Below are 15992 nucleotides of genomic sequence, written 5' to 3'. Positions count from 1 at the left end.
GGCGGTTCCCCTAAGGCGTCGTCGACGTGTCGGCGGTAGCAGTGCTGCCGTCGGGGCCGTCGAGCAAGGTCACCTCGGCGCCCTCACTCAGTTGCAGGATGCCTTCGGTGATGATCGCGTCACCGGGCGACAGGTCGGCCCGCACCAGTACGCCGTCGCTGTTGCGCTGGACGATCTCGGCCATCACCCGCGTGGCGCGGCCATCCTCGTACTTCCAGACATAGGAGCCTTCGGTGGACCACAGGATCGCCAGCGGATTGACTGCGGGGAACTCCTCGCCGGGGAAGTCCAGCGCCACCGAGAAGCTCATGCCCGAGCGCAGGATGCCGTCGGGATTGGGGATCTCGGCCTGAACCTGCAGGGTGCGGCTTGCCGGATCGATGCGGTTGTCGATGGCGCTGACCTCACCGGCAAAACTGCGGCCCGGCAGGGCGACGGCCGAGACGGTCACCGGCATACCCGGCGTGATGTTGGCGGCGTAACGCTCCGGCACCCAGAAGTCGATCAGGATGGAGGAGGTGTCGTCGATGGTGGTGACGGTGGTCTGGGCGCCGACATAATTGCCGGGCGTCACCCGCAAGAGCCCGACAGTGCCGGCAATGGGGCTGGTGATGGTGCGCCGATCGAGGGCAACCTCGGCATTGCGCAGTTCGAGTTCGGCATTGTTGGCGGCAAGCTCGGCGGCGGTGAGGGCGGTGGTCGCCACGAGGCTCGAACTGGCAAGGCCCTGGGTCCGCGCCAGCGCCGCCTCGGCATCCTCGACGGCCAAGCGGGCCCGGTCATAGGCGATCTGTTCGGCCGCGGCGTCGAAGCGCGCGATGACGTCGCCGGCCGTGACGGCCTGTCCCGGCCGCACCAGCACTTCCGCCAACTCGCCCCCCGCGGGCGCGGTGACCGTCACCGAACGAACGGCCGAACCCTCGCCGATGGCGGTCAGCCGGTCGTTGATGGTGGCCAGGGTGGCGGCGGTGGTCACCACATTGGTGGTCCGCCCGCCGAATCCGCCGGGCCGCCCGCCGCCGGAACCCATCCCGGGCATGCCGGGGCCGCCTCCGCCGCCGGGACGTCCAGGCTGTGCCGGGGCTTCCGGCCCGAAGGGCAGGGAGATGCCGACTCGTGCCAGCGTTTCGGTGGAACCGGGTGCGAAGAACACCCAGGCGAGCGCCGCGCCGGCGAGGACAACGAGGGAGGCGAGAATTTGCCGGATCAACAGTGGTCTCTGAGATGGTCTGGGGTATGGGGGCGGGCCGCGGCCGCTCCGGCAAACTCTAGCAGCCGCGCGATATTTTCAAAGTTACAATGCGGCAACGTCCCCGACACGAACCCGTGTGCGGCCCTCAGCCGGTGCGCCCGAGCCGGCTCACCGCCACCCGAATGTCGCGCTCGGTGTCCTTGAGGTGGAAGCGCATGGCCTCGGCGGCGGCGCGGGCATTGCCGACGCGGATGCTGTCGAGGATGCGCTCATGCGCCGCGATGGTATCGAAGACGGTGTGCCCGCGCTGCTCGTGGCCACGCCGGCTGATGAAGAATCCTTCGCGCAACGGCCCTGCCATTGCTTCGAACAGCGCCCCCAGGACGCGATTGCCGCTGGCGAGCGCCACGGCCTCGTGAAAGGCGACGTCGGCGGCATGGAAGCGCGCCTCGCGGTCAGGATCGGTGAGGCCCTCGGTCCCCGCGGCCTCCCGCATCGAGGTCAGCGCATTTTCGAGCCCCAGCAGACCGGCGCGGGTGGCGCGCTTGGCGGCGAGCGTGGCGGCCTGGACCTCGAGCGAGAGCCGCACTTCGATGATGTCGAACAGCCCTTTGGGGTCGTGGCTGATCAGCATGGCGAGGAAGTCGCCGAAAGCCGCTCCGTCCGGCTCCCGCACTACCGCCCGCTTGCCGCGCGACAGCAGCACGAGCCCGCGGCCCTCGAGTTGCTTGAGCGCTTCACGCAGGGTCAGGCGGCTCACCCCGAAGCGTTTCGCAAGTTCCGCCTCCGAAGGCAGGCTGGTGCCGGGCGCGAGTTCCTCCACGATCATCGTCGCCACGGCCTCGGCCACGCTCCCCGCTGCCGTGCCGGAATCGTGCCCCGATATGGTCTGATCCATGCTGTTCCTCCACGTATCAGATACCATCGCCATTCTGCGGCTGTCCATGCCGCTGTGCCGGTGGCATTTTTCTTCCGGCGGCGTGTGGCGATCGAGTTTGAGGTGCGTACCGCAGACCGCTGCGAAACGGCACTCCTCGGAATCTTCGCGGGTCGAAAAATATACCACGTGGGCAAGCAAAGCCGCTTTACAGAAGGTATCTGACCATCCTAGCTTGCGCGCGTGGCCGGGAGGGCCATGCGGCAGCAGGCCGCGAGTGGGAGGACGTCCAGTGCAGGTCCGGCCGCAACACCCCAGTGTGTGCGCTTAACCGTCGTGTTCGGTCTTTCCGCCGGCGGCCAGCATGCAGGGGATTGCGCCAATCTCCGGCCAGGGCGGCCGCTCCACCCCTCAGACTAGCCAATTCTCGAAGAACATAAGGGAGTCGAGACGTGAAACTCTTCAAGACGCTTGCCACCGTGCTGGCAGCCGGCGCCGTGGCGCTGACGGCCTCTACGGCTGTGTACGCGCAGGACAAGGGCCTGATCGGCATCGCCATGCCGACCCAGTCCTCGCTGCGCTGGATCTCGGATGGCAACGAGCTCAAGGCCGCTCTCGAGGCCAAGGGCTACACCGTCGACCTGCAGTATGCGGAAGACGACATTCCGAACCAGCTCTCGCAGGTCGAGAACATGGTCACCAAGGGTGCCCAGGCGCTGGTGATTGCCTCGATCGACGGCACCACGCTCAGCGCCGTGCTGCAGCAGGCTGCCGATGCCGGCATCAAGGTCATTGCCTATGACCGCCTGATCCGTGAATCCGGCAATGTTGACTACTACACCACCTTCGACAACTTCCAGGTCGGTGTGCTGCAGGCCAACTCGCTGGTGAAGGGTCTCGAGGAACGCTTCGGCGACCAGAAGCCGTGGAACGTCGAACTCTTCGGCGGCTCGCCGGACGACAACAACGCCTTCTTCTTCTATGACGGCGCCATGAGCGTGCTCCAGCCGCTGATCGACTCCGGCGACATCGTCGTCAAGTCGGGCCAGCAGGGCATGGAAACCGTCGGTACCCTCCGTTGGGACGGCGCTGTGGCGCAGGCCCGCATGGACAACATCCTGTCCGCCAACTACTCGGACGGCTCGGTCGTGCACGGCGTTCTGGCCCCCTATGACGGGCTCTCGCGCGGCATCATCTCGTCGCTGCGTGGCGTGGGCTACGGCTCGGGCGACCTGCAGTGGCCGATCATCACCGGCCAGGATGCGGAAGCTCCGTCGGTGAAGGCGATCGTGGCCGGCGAGCAGTACTCGACCGTCTACAAGGACACCCGTGAACTGGCCAAGGTCACCGCCGACCTCGTCGACACAGTCGTGTCGGGTGGTACGCCGGAAGGTCTCGACACCACCACCTATGACAATGGCGTCAAGGTCGTGCCGTCGATCCTGCTGACCCCGTACGAAGTCGATGCCACCAACTACCAGGAACTGGTGATCGACTCCGGCTACATCAAGCCGGAAGACATCCAGTAAGCACTGGATCTATCGAACACCGGGGCTCCGCGGAAACGCGGGGCCCCTCCGGATTTCCGCGGCCCTGCGTCGTGCTTGCCCGTCGGGCAGGCGGGGCATAGAAAATCGAGCCAGCCGCAGGACAGCAAGAACTGACAGAGCCAGCATGACCAACACCATTCTGGAGATGCGCGGCATCACCAAGACCTTTCCCGGGGTCAAGGCCCTCTCGGACGTCAATCTCGACGTCCGCGAAGCCGAGATCCACGCCATTGTCGGCGAGAACGGGGCAGGCAAGTCGACCCTGATGAAGGTCCTGAGCGGGGTCTATCCGCACGGCTCCTATGACGGCCAGATCATCTACAAGGGCGAAGAACAGCACTTCAAATCCATTCGCGACAGCGAACACAAGGGCATCGTCATCATCCACCAGGAGCTGGCGCTGGTGCCGCTCCTGTCGATTGCCGAGAACATCTTTCTGGGCAACGAGCAGGCCGCCGGCGGCGTGATCGACTGGGACGAGACGCGTGACGGCGCCCGCAAGCTGCTCGCCATGGTGGGCCTGAGCGAAGATCCGGGCACGCTGATCACCAATATCGGCGTCGGCAAGCAGCAACTGGTGGAGATCGCCAAGGCGCTGTCCAAGCAGGTGCAACTGCTGATCCTCGACGAACCGACCGCGTCGCTTTCCGAAAAGGACAGCCAGGCGCTGCTCGATCTGCTGCTCGAGTTCAAGAAGCAGGGCATCACCTCGATCCTGATCAGCCACAAGCTCAACGAGATCAGCCGCGTCGCCGACCGGATCACCGTGATCCGCGACGGCCGTACGATCGAAACCATGGATACCGGCGACATCACCGAGGACCGCATCATCACCTCGATGGTGGGCCGCTCGCTCGAAGACCGCTATCCCGCGCGCCAGCCGCAGATCGGGGAGGTGGTGTTCGAGGTCCGCAACTGGAACGTCTTCCATCCGCAGCACCGCGAACGGCAGGTGATCCGCGACGTAAACCTGAGCATCCGCGCCGGCGAGGTCGTCGGCATCGCCGGGCTGATGGGCTCGGGCCGCACCGAGTTGGCCATGAGCATCTTCGGCCGCTCCTACGGTCAGCGGATCAGCGGCGAAGTGCTGATGCACGGCGAGAAGGTCGATACCTCGACCGTCGGCAAGGCCGTGGCGCGGGGCATCGCCTACGCCACCGAAGACCGCAAGACCTACGGGCTCAACCTCATCGACCACATCAAGCACAACATCACCATCGCCAATCTCGGCGGGGTGTCGCAGGTGGGGGTCATCGACGATCTCGCCGAGCTCGATGCGGCCAACGACTACCGCAAGCGCACCAATATCCGCTCCTCGAGCGTGTACCAGGCGACCGGCAATCTTTCGGGCGGCAACCAGCAGAAGGTGGTGCTGTCGAAGTGGCTGTTCGCCAATCCGGAAGTGCTGATCCTCGACGAGCCCACGCGCGGCATCGATGTCGGCGCCAAGTACGAAATCTACACTATCATCAACCAGCTGGCTGCGCAGGGTAAGGCGATCCTGGTCATCTCCTCGGAGATGCCGGAACTGCTCGGGATCACCGACCGCCTCTATGTGATGAACGAGGGCCGGATCGTCGGGGAAATGCCGACGGCCGAAGCCAGCCAGGAGAAGATCATGCGCGCGATCGTGCGCGCTGAAGGGAAGGCATCATGACCACTGACACCGCCCAGCCGGGCATTACGTCGACCGGCGAACCGGTCAAGGTACGGGAGCTCAGCATCTGGAGCGCGCTGCAGGCCAATATGCGCGACTACGGCCTGTTGCTCGCGCTGATCCTGATCATGCTGTTCTTCCAGTATTTCACCAACGGCGTGCTGTTCAAGCCGGTGAACCTGACCAACATCATCCTGCAGAACAGCTACATCATCGTGATGGCGCTGGGCATGCTGCTGGTGATCGTGGCCGGCCATATCGACCTGTCGGTCGGCTCGGTGTCGGGCTTCATCGGCGCGCTCGCCGCCATGCTGATGGTCGGCTGGCGCTTCCCGCCGGAATTCGCGTTCCTCGCCAACCCGCTGGTCGCCGGTGCCATCTGCCTCGTCGTCGGCGGCATCATCGGGGCGGCGCAGGGATACCTCATCGCGTACCACAAGATTCCGTCCTTCATCGTGACGCTTGCGGGCATGCTGATCTTCAAGGGCCTGTCGCTGGCGATCCTGGCCGGCAAGTCCGTTGGGCCGTTCCCGGGCGAGTTCCAGCTCTTGTCCGCCGGCTTCATCCCCGACGTGATCGGGCCGACGACGCTGGTCGAGGCCAGTGAAGGCGTACAGCCGCTGATGCTGCACACCACCACCATGGTCATCGCCATCGCCGCCGTCGTCGCCATGGTGTTCTTCGCCATCCGCGGCCGCAATCGCCGCCGGGCCCGCGGCTACGAGACCGAGCCGTTCGGCCTGTTCGTGGTCAAGAACGTCGTCATCGCGGCCCTGGTGCTGTTCTTCGCCTATATGCTCGCCTCCTATCGCGGCCTGCCGAACGTGCTGGTGGTGATGGGCCTGCTCATCGCCCTGTTCGTGTTCCTGACCAAGCGCATGACCTTCGGTCGCCGCATCTATGCGCTGGGCGGCAACCTCAAGGCGGCGGCGCTGTCAGGCATCAAGACCGAGCGACTGACCTTCTACGTCTTCGCCATCATGGGCGTTCTGGCGGCCCTCGCCGGCATGATCTATGCCGCCCGCCTCAACTCGGCGACGCCGAAGGCAGGGCAGGGGCTCGAACTGGACGTGATCGCGGCCGTCTTCATCGGCGGGGCGTCGGCGCTCGGTGGCGTCGGCCAGGTCGCCGGTGCCGTGATCGGCGCCTTCATCATGGGCGTGATGAACAACGGCATGTCGATCATGGGCGTCAACATCGACTGGCAGCAGATGATCAAGGGCGTCGTGCTGCTCGCCGCGGTGTTCTTCGATCTCTACAACAAGAACCGCGCCGCCTGACGACAGGCAGCGTTCATCAACAAGGCCGCCGGAGCGATCCGGCGGCTTTTTTGATTCATTCGCGGTCGAGCGTCAGCTCATTTGCTGCTCAGAAGCCGTTCATCTTCGTTCAGGTTTCCACCTCGGCATCCGGCCTTCCGCCCCATTCCGTCCAGGAACCATCATAGACCGCGACCTCCTTCGCCCCGGCGATTTCCAAAGCCAGCCCAAGGGTTGAGGCGGTAATCCCCGAACCGCAGGACGTAATCACCGGCTTGTCGAGCGCAACGCCGCGCTCCTCGAACAGCCGCCGCAGGTCCTCGGGCGAATGCATCACTCCGGCATTGCTGAGCAGGCCCACCGGCACATTGAGGCTGTTGGGAATGTGGCCGCTGCGCAGCCCCGCACGGGGCTCCGGCACCTCGCCATGGAAGCGCTGGGCCGGGCGGGCATCGACGATCTGGCTGGCCCGATCGCGGCTGCGGTCGCGGACCGTTTCGAAGTCGGCCACTCGATCGGGGTCGAAACGAACCTCGAAATCGCGCCTCTCGCGGGACACCTGGCCTGACTCGGTCGGGCGCTTCTCCGCCCGCCATTTCGGCCCGCCGCCCTCGAGAATGCGCACGTTTCGAGCGCCCATCACCTTGAAGGTCCACCACACGCGCGGCGCGGAAAACAGGCCGATCTCGTCGTAGACCACGATCGTCATGTCGTCGCTGATGCCCAGGGCGCCGACCATGCGTGCGAAATCTGCGGGTGCCGGCAGCATGTGCGGCAAATCGGTGGTGCGGTCGGCAACGCCGTCTATGTCGAAGAACACGGCACCGGGGATGTGCCCAGCCAGATATTCGGCTTGGGCGTTTCGCGCGGCGCCCGGCATGTGCCAGCTACCGTCAACCACAACGACGTCGGGATCATCGAGGTGCTCAGCCAGCCACGCCGTGGTGACGAAGGGGTTGTCCACTTTATCCTCCTTGCTCCGCACTGGGCTAAACTGCGCCTTCGGGCGGGTGACCACAAGCTCGCTCTGTGCAGCATAGGCGAGGGAAGGACGGGAGAAACCAGGTTGGCCGTCAGGGGGTCGGGGCAGGGCCCGAACTTTCGCGCAGCACTAGCTCCACCGGCCACAACTCGTGAATGTCCTCCGCCGGTTTGCCGCCCAACAATTGCAGGATGAGTTCGGCGATGCGGGTGCCGGCGGCCCGGATGGAGGACCTGGTGGTGGACATGGTCGGGTACATGTTGTCGGCATTCAGATACGGAAAGACGTCGTCATGCGCGATCATCGAGACGTCCTTGCCGAGCGCGAGGCCGGCCTGGCGGATGGCTCGGAAGATACCGAGCGCAGTCATCATCGAGCCGGCGAGAAAAGCCGTGGGCCGCGGCTTCAGCTCCAGCATCGCCTGTGCGAGGCGGAACGCCACTTCGTCGGTGAAGATGGAATTGCTCATCAGGGCGGGATCGAACGGCACCCCGCGCGCCGACAGGGCCGCGAGATAGCCGATCTCACGGTGCTCGGCGAAGGTGCGGCCCTTGACGCCGTTGAACAGGGCGATCCGACGGTGGCCAAGGTCGAGCAAATGGCTGGTGGCGCGTTCCACGGCGCCGGTGTTGTCGATGTCGAGCCATGCGACCGGTCGGTCGCCATTGATCCGACCGTGCAGAACAAAAGGCAGCTTGAGATCCATCAGCACTTCTGCTCGCTCGTCATGCAGCTTCGGAGAATGGAGGATGACTGCATCCACCTTCTGGCTGGCGGCAAGACGCCGATAGGCAGAGATCTCGTCCTGATAGCTTTCGACCGTGGTGACCAGGATGTCGATCTCTTCGGTGGCGAGGCGACCCCCGAGGCCGGAAAGAAACTCGCTCATATGAGGCCCGAGCTCGTCGGCGCCGCGCAGCACCAGTCCCACGGCACCGGAACGGCCGGTGGCGAGGCGGAGGGCGCTGGCATTTGGGCGGTAGCCAAGACGTGCCGCCGCCTCTGCAACGCGAAGGCGGGTTGCCTCGTTGACTTCCGGATAGCCATTGAGGGCGCGGCTGACGGTGGTCTGAGACAGGCCGAGATGTTCGGCCAAATCCTTCAATCTCATTGGCGAATTGGCCCAGGAGCGGCGCCCGGAGGCAGCCGCTGACCTAAGGCGGGCGCGCATTTCCTGCGTCGCGCCGCTCTCCTCCCACGGCCATTCAAAGCGATTTCAAATTTTGATGCAAGAGGGTGCTCGTTGCGCCTCCGTCCTGAGGTGCGTACATCAGCTCCTTCAGCCCGTCGTTAACCTCTGCAGCGGACCGCCCTAGGGTAAGTAACTGTAATCATAGCTGAATCTCCGCACTTCGCCGAGAATCTTCAAATTTGGTCCATGGGCCCGCTTGACAGTATTTCTCGGCTCTGGTTCCCTTTCGTTCAAAGCGCTTTGAGATTGTCAGCGGGAAAGCTGCACACCAAAGCGCTTTTGTGGGAGGATGATAGCCAGGCGACGTGCGGGACACGGCGTCCTTCGGCGCGCCTCCCAATGTTGGCTCATTCGGGAGGATATCTAATGAAGATCAACAAGATGCTCGTCGGTCTGATGACGAGTGTGACGCTGGTCGCCGGCGCCGCGCAGGCGGCCGAGCTGTCCATCGTCTCCGGCGACACCGGCAACGGACTGGCCTTCCTCGAGGAGCAGCTGGCCAAGTTCGAAGAGCAGACCGGGCATACCGTGACGGTCGTGCCGATGCCGTCGTCCACCACCGACCAGTTCGGCCAGTATCGCCTGTGGCTTGCCGCCGGCAACGCCGACATCGACGTCTACACCACCGACGTGATCTGGGCGCCGCAGCTCGCCGACCAGTTCCTCGACCTGACCGAGGCCGCGGCCGACGTCGTCGACCAGCACTTCCCCTCGATCATCGAGTCGCAGACCGTGGACGGCAAGCTCGTTGCCATCCCGGCCTATACCGACGCGCCGGCGCTGTTCTACCGCACCGACCTGCTCGAGAAGTACGGCAAGGAAGTCCCGACCACCTGGTCCGAGCTCAAGGCCACGGCTCAGGAAATCATGGATGGCGAGCGTGCCGAGGGCAACGCCGACATGTGGGGCTTCGTGTTCCAGGGCAACGCCTATGAAGGCCTGACCTGTAACGCCCTCGAGTGGATCAAGTCCTATGGCGGCGGTCAGATCGTGGAAGCCGACGGCACCATCTCGGTGAACAACGAGCAGGCCGTTGCCGCGCTCGAGGAGATCAAGACCTTCATCGGCACCATCTCTCCGGAAGGCAACCTCGCCTATATGGAAGAGGAAAGCCGCGGCGTCTGGCAGCTCGGCAACTCCGTGTTCATGCGCAACTGGCCCTACGCCTATGCGCTCGGCCAGGGCGACGACTCTGCCGTGAAGGACAAGTTCGACGTGGCGCCGCTCCCGGCCGGCGAAGGCCCGGAAGCCCGCTCCGCAGCGACGCTGGGTGGCTGGAACTACGCCGTCTCGAGGTACTCGCAGAACCCGGAAGCCGCTATCGAGCTGGCGCTGTTCCTTGGTTCGGAAGAGATCCAGAAGGAGCGCGCGATCAACCAGTCCAACCTGCCGACCATCGAGTCGCTCTATGACGACGAGGACGTGCTGGCGGCTGCTCCCTTCATGGGCAACTGGAAGGAAATCTTCCAGAACGCCGTGCCGCGCCCGTCCGCTCCGACCCAGGAAAACTACAACGAGGTCTCCTCGCTGTTCTGGTCGGCCGTTCACAACACCCTGTCGGGCAATGGCTCGGCTGCCGAGAACCTCGAGGTTCTCGAGGCCGATCTCGACGAGCTGCTGAACTAAGCAAGGCGACTAAACTCGGGTGCGGGGATCTTTCCCGCACCCAGCTGCAGCTCGACGATTGGGAGTAGTCGATGACCACCGAGGCCCTGGCGTCCCCAGCCATTGCACCCGGCAAACGTGCCCGGTCGGAGTTGATGCAGCAGCGCGCCCGCGCTGCGCGCTGGTTCCTCCTGCCGATGATGATCGCGCTGTTCGTTGTGGCTGGTTGGCCGCTGCTGCGCTCGATCTGGTTCTCCTTCACCGACGCCACACTCAATGACCTCTACGGGGCGGAGTGGATCGGCTTCGGCAACTACCTGCAAATTCGCACTCTCGAGAGCGGCCGCACTATCTATCGCGGCGTCCTCGCCGATCCGGACTGGTGGAATGCCGTGTGGAACACGGTGCGTTTCGCCTTCTGGTCCGTGATCTGGGAAACCGTGCTCGGCATGATCGTGGCCCTGGTGCTCAATGCCGAGTTCCGCGGTCGCGGCATCGTCCGTGCCGCCATTCTCATTCCGTGGGCCATTCCGACTATCGTCTCGGCCAAGATGTGGGCCTGGATGCTGAACGACCAGTTCGGCATCCTGAATGACCTGGGCATGCGTCTCGGCCTGTTGAGCCAGAAGGTCGCCTGGACCGCTTCCGCCGACACCGCCATGCTGGCGGTGCTGGTGGTCGATATCTGGAAGACCACGCCGTTTATGGCGCTGCTGATCCTCGCCGGCTTGCAGATGATCCCCAAGGACATCTACGAGGCTGCGGACATCGACGGCGTACACCCGGTGAAGCAGTTCTTCCGCATCACCCTGCCGCTGGTGCGCCCGGCGCTGATGGTGGCGATCATCTTCCGCGTACTCGACGCGCTGCGCATTTTCGACCTGATCTATGTGCTGACGCCGAACTCCGACGCCACCAAGACCATGAGCGTGATCTCGCGCGAGAACCTGTTCGAGTTCAACAACTTCGCCGAAGGGTCGGCGCAGTCGACGCTGCTGTTCCTGATCATCGCGCTGTTCACCATAGTCTATATCTGGCTCGGCCGCGTGAACTTCGAGGGGGGAGACCGCTGATGGGCGCGACCATGAACCCCTGGAAGCTGGTCAAGACGGCGCTGTTCTACCTGCTGGTTCTGACCATCGTCGTGGTCAGCGTGTTCCCCTTCTACTACGCGATCCTGACCAGCTTTAAGTCCGGAACGGACCTGTTCCGCATCACCTACTGGCCCACCTCGCTGAGCCTCGACAACTACCGGGACGTGCTGACCACCGGCGAGTTCCCACGGAACTTCATGAACTCGGTCTTTGTCGCCTCGGTGACGGTGATCCTGGCGCTGTTTCTGGCCGTCACCGCCGCCTTCGCGCTCAGCCGCGTGCGGTTCCGGGGCCGTGGGCTGCTGCTGATGACGATCCTTGCGGTGTCGATGTTTCCGCAGATCGCGGTGCTGGCCGGCCTGTTCGAACTGATCCGCTTCCTTGGCATCTACAACACGCCCTGGGCGCTGATCTTCTCGTACACGATCTTCACGCTGCCGTTCACCGTCTGGGTGCTCACCACCTTCATGCGCGACCTGCCGGTCGAGATCGAAGAGGCGGCCATCGTCGATGGAGCGTCGCCCTGGGTGATCATCACCCGCGTGTTCATGCCGCTGATGTGGCCGGCGCTGGTGACCACAGGCCTGCTCGCCTTCATCAGCGCCTGGAACGAGTTCCTGTTCGCGCTGACCTTTACCTCCTCGAACAGCACCCGCACGGTGCCGGTGGCGATCGGCTTGTTGTCTGGCGGCTCGCGGTTCGAAATCCCCTGGGGCCTGATCATGGCGGCTTCGGTGATCGTCACCATTCCGCTCGTCATTCTCGTCCTCATCTTCCAGCGCAAGATCGTGAGCGGCCTCACCGCCGGCGGCGTCAAGGGCTAAGGAGTTATTCCAAATGGCTGCAATAGAGCTTCGCAACATCCGCAAATCCTTCGGCGCGGTGAACGTGATCAAGGGCGTCGATCTCGAAGTCCGCAAAGGCGAGTTCATGGTGTTCGTCGGCCCGTCGGGGTGCGGGAAGTCCACGCTGCTGCGACTGATTTCGGGCCTTGAGGACATCACCTCGGGCGAGATGCTGTTCGACGGCAAGCTGGTGAACAACCTGGCACCGTCCAAGCGCGGCATTGCCATGGTGTTCCAGAGCTATGCGCTCTACCCGCACATGACCGTCTACGAGAACATGGCCTTCGGCCTGACTCTCGAGAAAGGCAAGGGCAAGGAGGAGATCCGCCAGCGCGTCGAGAAGGCGGCGGACATGCTGCAGATCCGCCAGTATCTCGATCGGCTGCCGAAGCAGTTGTCAGGTGGCCAGCGCCAGCGCGTCGCCATCGGGCGGGCGATTACGCGCGATCCGAAGGTGTTCCTGTTCGACGAGCCCCTGTCGAACCTCGATGCGGCGCTGCGTGTCGCCACGCGTATCGAGATTGCCAAGCTCCACGAGGAGATGGACCAGACCACCATGATCTATGTGACGCACGACCAGGTGGAGGCGATGACGCTCGCGGACCGCATCTGCGTGCTCCGCGATGGCCTGGTGGAGCAGGTCGGCACGCCCATGGAGCTCTATGAGCGGCCGGACTCCATCTTCGTCGCCGGCTTCATCGGTTCGCCCAAGATGAATTTCATCACCGGCGAGAAGGCGGATCGGTTCGGCGCCACGACCATTGGCGTTCGCGGCGAGCACATGGTGGTCAAGCCAAGCGACGGACTGTGGAGCGGCACCGTGATCCACACCGAGAACCTGGGCTCGGACTCCTATGTCTATCTTGAAATGGGCACAGAGGAGCCCGTGGTGGTGCGCCTCGATGGTCCGAACAACTACCACTCGGGCGACGTCGTGCAGGTGTCCCCGATGGAAGACAAGATCCACCGCTTCGATGGAGCCGGCAAGCCGATCCGCTGACGCGATCACAATCGCCGCAAGGCGCGCAACTCCATTCCGACAATCCTCATTCCCGCGGATACGGGATCCCGCCCCAACGGGCGGGGTTCGGTATGTTTGCGGGACATCATGCAGAGCCCAGGCCTAACCACGCTCGGCCACCTCCTCCCGGCCGACCGATCCAAGGAGACTAGTCATGCCGATCCGTACCCTCGTATGGGGTGAGAACGTCCACGAACAAAAGAACAAGGTCGTGGCGGACAACTACCCCGAAGGCATGCACAACCAGATCGCCAAGCTGCTTTCGAGCGATTCCAACATCGTCACCAAGACCACCACGCTGCAGGAGCCGGAGCACGGCTGCACGGTAGAAGCGCTGGCGGAGACCGACGTGCTGATCTGGTGGGGGCACGCTGCTCATGGACAGGTGCAGGACGAGATCGTCGAACGGGTGGCGCAGCGCGTATGGGAAGGCATGGGCCTGATCGTGCTGCACTCGGGCCATTTCTCGAAGATCTTCAAGCGGCTGATGGGGAGCCCTTGCGCCCTCAACTGGCGCGAGGCCGGTGAGCGCGAGCGCGTCTGGGTCACGAGCCCGGGCCATCCTATCGCCAAGGGCCTTCCGCCCTATTTCGAGCTCGAGATGGAGGAGATGTATGGCGAGCCCTTCAGCGTGCCCGACCCGCTGGAAACGGTGTTCGTCTCCTGGTTCCAGGGTGGTGAAGTGTTCCGCTCGGGCCTGACCTACCGGCGCGGTGCCGGCAACATCTTCTACTTCCGCCCGGGCCATGAGACCTATCCAACCTACCATGACGAGACGGTTGGGCAGGTGCTGCGCAATGCGGTGAACTGGGCCTACAACCCCAACACCTATCCGGGCCTGTTGAAGGCGCCGAACGTGCCCGTCGGCGAAGCACTCGAGAAGATTGAGGAGCGTGGCCCCACCCTGCATCAGGGCCGTGAAGGCTTCCGTTGACGTGACGTCGCGGGCCGGGGTTTCAGCTTCCCCGCCCGCTGGAGCACAGATAAACACCGCGCCGGAGAGGCTTTCCCCGGCGACTCTCGGCAAGTGGGCGTAGACGTCACACTGCCATCGTCGAGAACTGAGCGTGCGGTTGCGGCCGCTGAAGGAATGAACCTATGCGTATCCTGATCCTGGGTACCGGCGGCATGGCCAACCAGCATGCCAAGCATTTTGCTGCCATCGATGGGGTCACCCTGGTCGGCGGCGTTGACGTCGACCCGGCGCGGGTAGAGGCGTTCAACAAGACGCACAATATCGAGCGCGGCTTTGGTTCGCTGGATGCTGCGTTGGCCTGGGGCGAATTCGACGGCATCGCCAACGTCACCCCCGACTCGATCCATCACCCCACCACCATGGCCGCCCTCAAGGCGGGCAAGCATGTGTTCTGCGAGAAGCCCCTCGCGACGGACCACGCAAAGGCCCTGGAGATGACCGAGACGGCCGAGCAACTCGGCCTCATCAATATGGTCAACCTGACTTACCGCAACGTCGCCCAGCTTCAGAAGGCCCGCGAGATCGTGCAGTCGGGGCAGGTCGGCAGAGTGAAGCATTTCGAGGCCAGTTATCTGCAGAGCTGGCTCGTTTCCAAGGCTTGGGGCGACTGGCGTACCGAGTCGCAGTGGCTCTGGCGCCTGTCGAAGAAGCACGGCTCCAACGGCGTGCTCGGGGATATCGGCGTACACATCCTCGATTTCGCCGCCTATGGCGCGGGCAGCGACTTCTCGAAGGTGTTCTGCCGCCTGGAGACCTTCGAGAAAGCCGAGAACAACCAGATCGGCGAGTACGACCTCGACGCCAATGACAGCTTCGCCATGACGGCACAGTTGGAGAACGGTGCACTGGGCGTGATCCATGCGACTCGCTGGGCAACCGGTCACTTCAATGAATTGCGCCTGCGCATCTATGGCGAACTGGGCTCGATCGAGGTCCAGCATCGCCACGACTGGTCCAAGCTCTTCACCTGCCTAGGACCGGACGCCGAAACCGGCACCTGGACGGAGGTCGAGGTGGAGCCGGTTCCGACGAACTATATGCGGTTTGTCGAGGCTTTCCGCTCGGGCACGAACCTTGAGCCGAGCTTCCGCCACGCGACCAACATCCAGAAGGTGCTGGATCTGGCCACGGTGACGGACCGTGACCGCCTGGAGCATGATGTCTAGCGGTCGTCGACGTAGACCAGGACGTTCCTTTCGGCGTCAGTGCTGACCGCAACCACGTCCTCCACTGCGACGCCCTCGGTGTCGAGTGCTCCGGTGACGGCCTCATTGGCGCCTACCGCCTCATGCAGGCTGCCCATATTGTCGCGCCTGCCGGCGATCGCCTCATCAAGGGCTGCGGCTTCTGTTGACGCGTCGCCGTCGAGGGAGGACAGGCGGATGATGCGCACCTGCGCTGCGTCGGTGATGCCGGAGAGATCCGGCGGCGCGTGATTGGCAATGGCTTGCATCGCACTGGAGAAGCTGCCGGCCTCCATCGAGGTGGCAAACTGCGATGTGGTGGCGCTGGGGGTCGCCGGGCCGGTGCCGATACCCTCTCCGGCGCCGGCATGCGGCGTGGAGTTGGTGTTCACGTCTCCGGAGGGCTGATCGAGGCCGACACCTTCGCCCGGACCCGCGCCGGTCGTTCCGGAGAGTCCGGAATCCTGGGCTGTAGCGGGCGCTATGGCAACGGCCAGGGCGAGGGCTGCAATGGCAATCTGCTTCATGGTGTTCTCCTCCGGATCTTCGTTCGGCAAC

General features: G+C 64.1%; 14 protein-coding genes. 9 read left to right on the top strand and 5 right to left on the bottom strand.

The window, feature by feature from the left end; genetic code table 11:
* Positions 1-10: 10 nt before the first annotated feature.
* Together ACFSX5_RS04050 and ACFSX5_RS04045 are read right to left on the bottom strand one after the other, a co-directional pair.
* Positions 11-1210: an efflux RND transporter periplasmic adaptor subunit gene (locus ACFSX5_RS04050; protein ID WP_386832010.1), complete on the bottom strand. Its 1200-nt coding sequence runs from the start codon at positions 1208-1210 to the stop codon at positions 11-13.
* A 127-nt stretch (positions 1211-1337) separates the two neighbouring features.
* A complete protein-coding gene (locus ACFSX5_RS04045) occupies positions 1338-2090 on the bottom strand; it encodes a FadR/GntR family transcriptional regulator (protein WP_386832009.1) in 753 nt (250 codons plus the stop codon).
* Between the two features lie 431 nt (positions 2091-2521).
* Here ACFSX5_RS04045 and chvE point away from each other — a divergent pair, with 431 nt between their 5' ends.
* The 3 genes from chvE (at position 2522) to mmsB (ending at position 6556) form a co-directional block, all read left to right on the top strand.
* Positions 2522-3598, top strand: a complete 1077-nt coding sequence (gene chvE / locus ACFSX5_RS04040; RefSeq protein ID WP_386832008.1) for a multiple monosaccharide ABC transporter substrate-binding protein — start codon at positions 2522-2524, stop codon at positions 3596-3598.
* Positions 3599-3743: 145 nt separating this feature from the next.
* Positions 3744-5276, top strand: a complete 1533-nt coding sequence (mmsA, locus tag ACFSX5_RS04035) for a multiple monosaccharide ABC transporter ATP-binding protein (RefSeq protein WP_386832007.1) — start codon at positions 3744-3746, stop codon at positions 5274-5276.
* A complete protein-coding gene (mmsB, locus tag ACFSX5_RS04030) occupies positions 5273-6556 on the top strand; it encodes a multiple monosaccharide ABC transporter permease (RefSeq protein WP_386832006.1) in 1284 nt (427 codons plus the stop codon). The genes mmsA and mmsB overlap by 4 nt, the downstream gene beginning before the upstream one ends.
* A gap of 109 nt (positions 6557-6665) precedes the next feature.
* On the opposite strand, the gene sseA is transcribed toward mmsB, so the two are convergent.
* Positions 6666-7499, bottom strand: coding sequence for a 3-mercaptopyruvate sulfurtransferase (gene sseA / locus ACFSX5_RS04025; RefSeq protein ID WP_386832005.1), 834 nt, complete (start codon positions 7497-7499; stop codon positions 6666-6668).
* Between the two features lie 109 nt (positions 7500-7608).
* Positions 7609-8628, bottom strand: a complete 1020-nt coding sequence (locus ACFSX5_RS04020; RefSeq protein ID WP_386832004.1) for a LacI family DNA-binding transcriptional regulator — start codon at positions 8626-8628, stop codon at positions 7609-7611.
* 447 nt (positions 8629-9075) lie between these two features.
* Here ACFSX5_RS04020 and ACFSX5_RS04015 point away from each other — a divergent pair, with 447 nt between their 5' ends.
* The 6 genes from ACFSX5_RS04015 to ACFSX5_RS03990 all read left to right on the top strand — a co-directional run bounded on the left by ACFSX5_RS04015 (position 9076) and on the right by ACFSX5_RS03990 (position 15416).
* Complete coding sequence (locus ACFSX5_RS04015; protein WP_386832003.1) at positions 9076-10335, top strand: ABC transporter substrate-binding protein; 1260 nt, start codon at positions 9076-9078, stop codon at positions 10333-10335.
* 71 nt (positions 10336-10406) lie between these two features.
* Positions 10407-11387: a carbohydrate ABC transporter permease gene (locus ACFSX5_RS04010; protein ID WP_386832002.1), complete on the top strand. Its 981-nt coding sequence runs from the start codon at positions 10407-10409 to the stop codon at positions 11385-11387.
* The gene (locus ACFSX5_RS04005) at positions 11387-12232 is read left to right on the top strand and encodes a carbohydrate ABC transporter permease (protein WP_386832001.1); all 846 of its coding nucleotides are present in this window, start codon (positions 11387-11389) and stop codon (positions 12230-12232) included. The genes ACFSX5_RS04010 and ACFSX5_RS04005 overlap by 1 nt, the downstream gene beginning before the upstream one ends.
* A 13-nt stretch (positions 12233-12245) precedes the next feature.
* Positions 12246-13253 (top strand): ABC transporter ATP-binding protein, encoded by a 1008-nt coding sequence (locus tag ACFSX5_RS04000; RefSeq protein ID WP_386832000.1) that lies wholly within the window; start codon positions 12246-12248, stop codon positions 13251-13253.
* A 175-nt stretch (positions 13254-13428) separates the two neighbouring features.
* The gene (locus ACFSX5_RS03995) at positions 13429-14208 is read left to right on the top strand and encodes a ThuA domain-containing protein (protein WP_386831999.1); all 780 of its coding nucleotides are present in this window, start codon (positions 13429-13431) and stop codon (positions 14206-14208) included.
* 164 nt (positions 14209-14372) lie between these two features.
* Positions 14373-15416, top strand: coding sequence for a Gfo/Idh/MocA family protein (locus ACFSX5_RS03990; protein ID WP_386831998.1), 1044 nt, complete (start codon positions 14373-14375; stop codon positions 15414-15416).
* On the opposite strand, the gene ACFSX5_RS03985 is transcribed toward ACFSX5_RS03990, so the two are convergent.
* Positions 15413-15961, bottom strand: a complete 549-nt coding sequence (locus tag ACFSX5_RS03985) for a hypothetical protein (protein WP_386831997.1) — start codon at positions 15959-15961, stop codon at positions 15413-15415. The two genes, ACFSX5_RS03990 and ACFSX5_RS03985, sit on opposite strands and share 4 nt — an antisense overlap.
* Positions 15962-15992 lie beyond the last annotated feature (31 nt).

The organism is Devosia albogilva, from assembly GCF_042685625.1.
Lineage (GTDB): Bacteria > Pseudomonadota > Alphaproteobacteria > Rhizobiales > Devosiaceae > Devosia > Devosia albogilva.
Note: the sequence above shows the minus strand (reverse complement) of the source record. Positions and strands in the feature narration are given on the sequence as shown.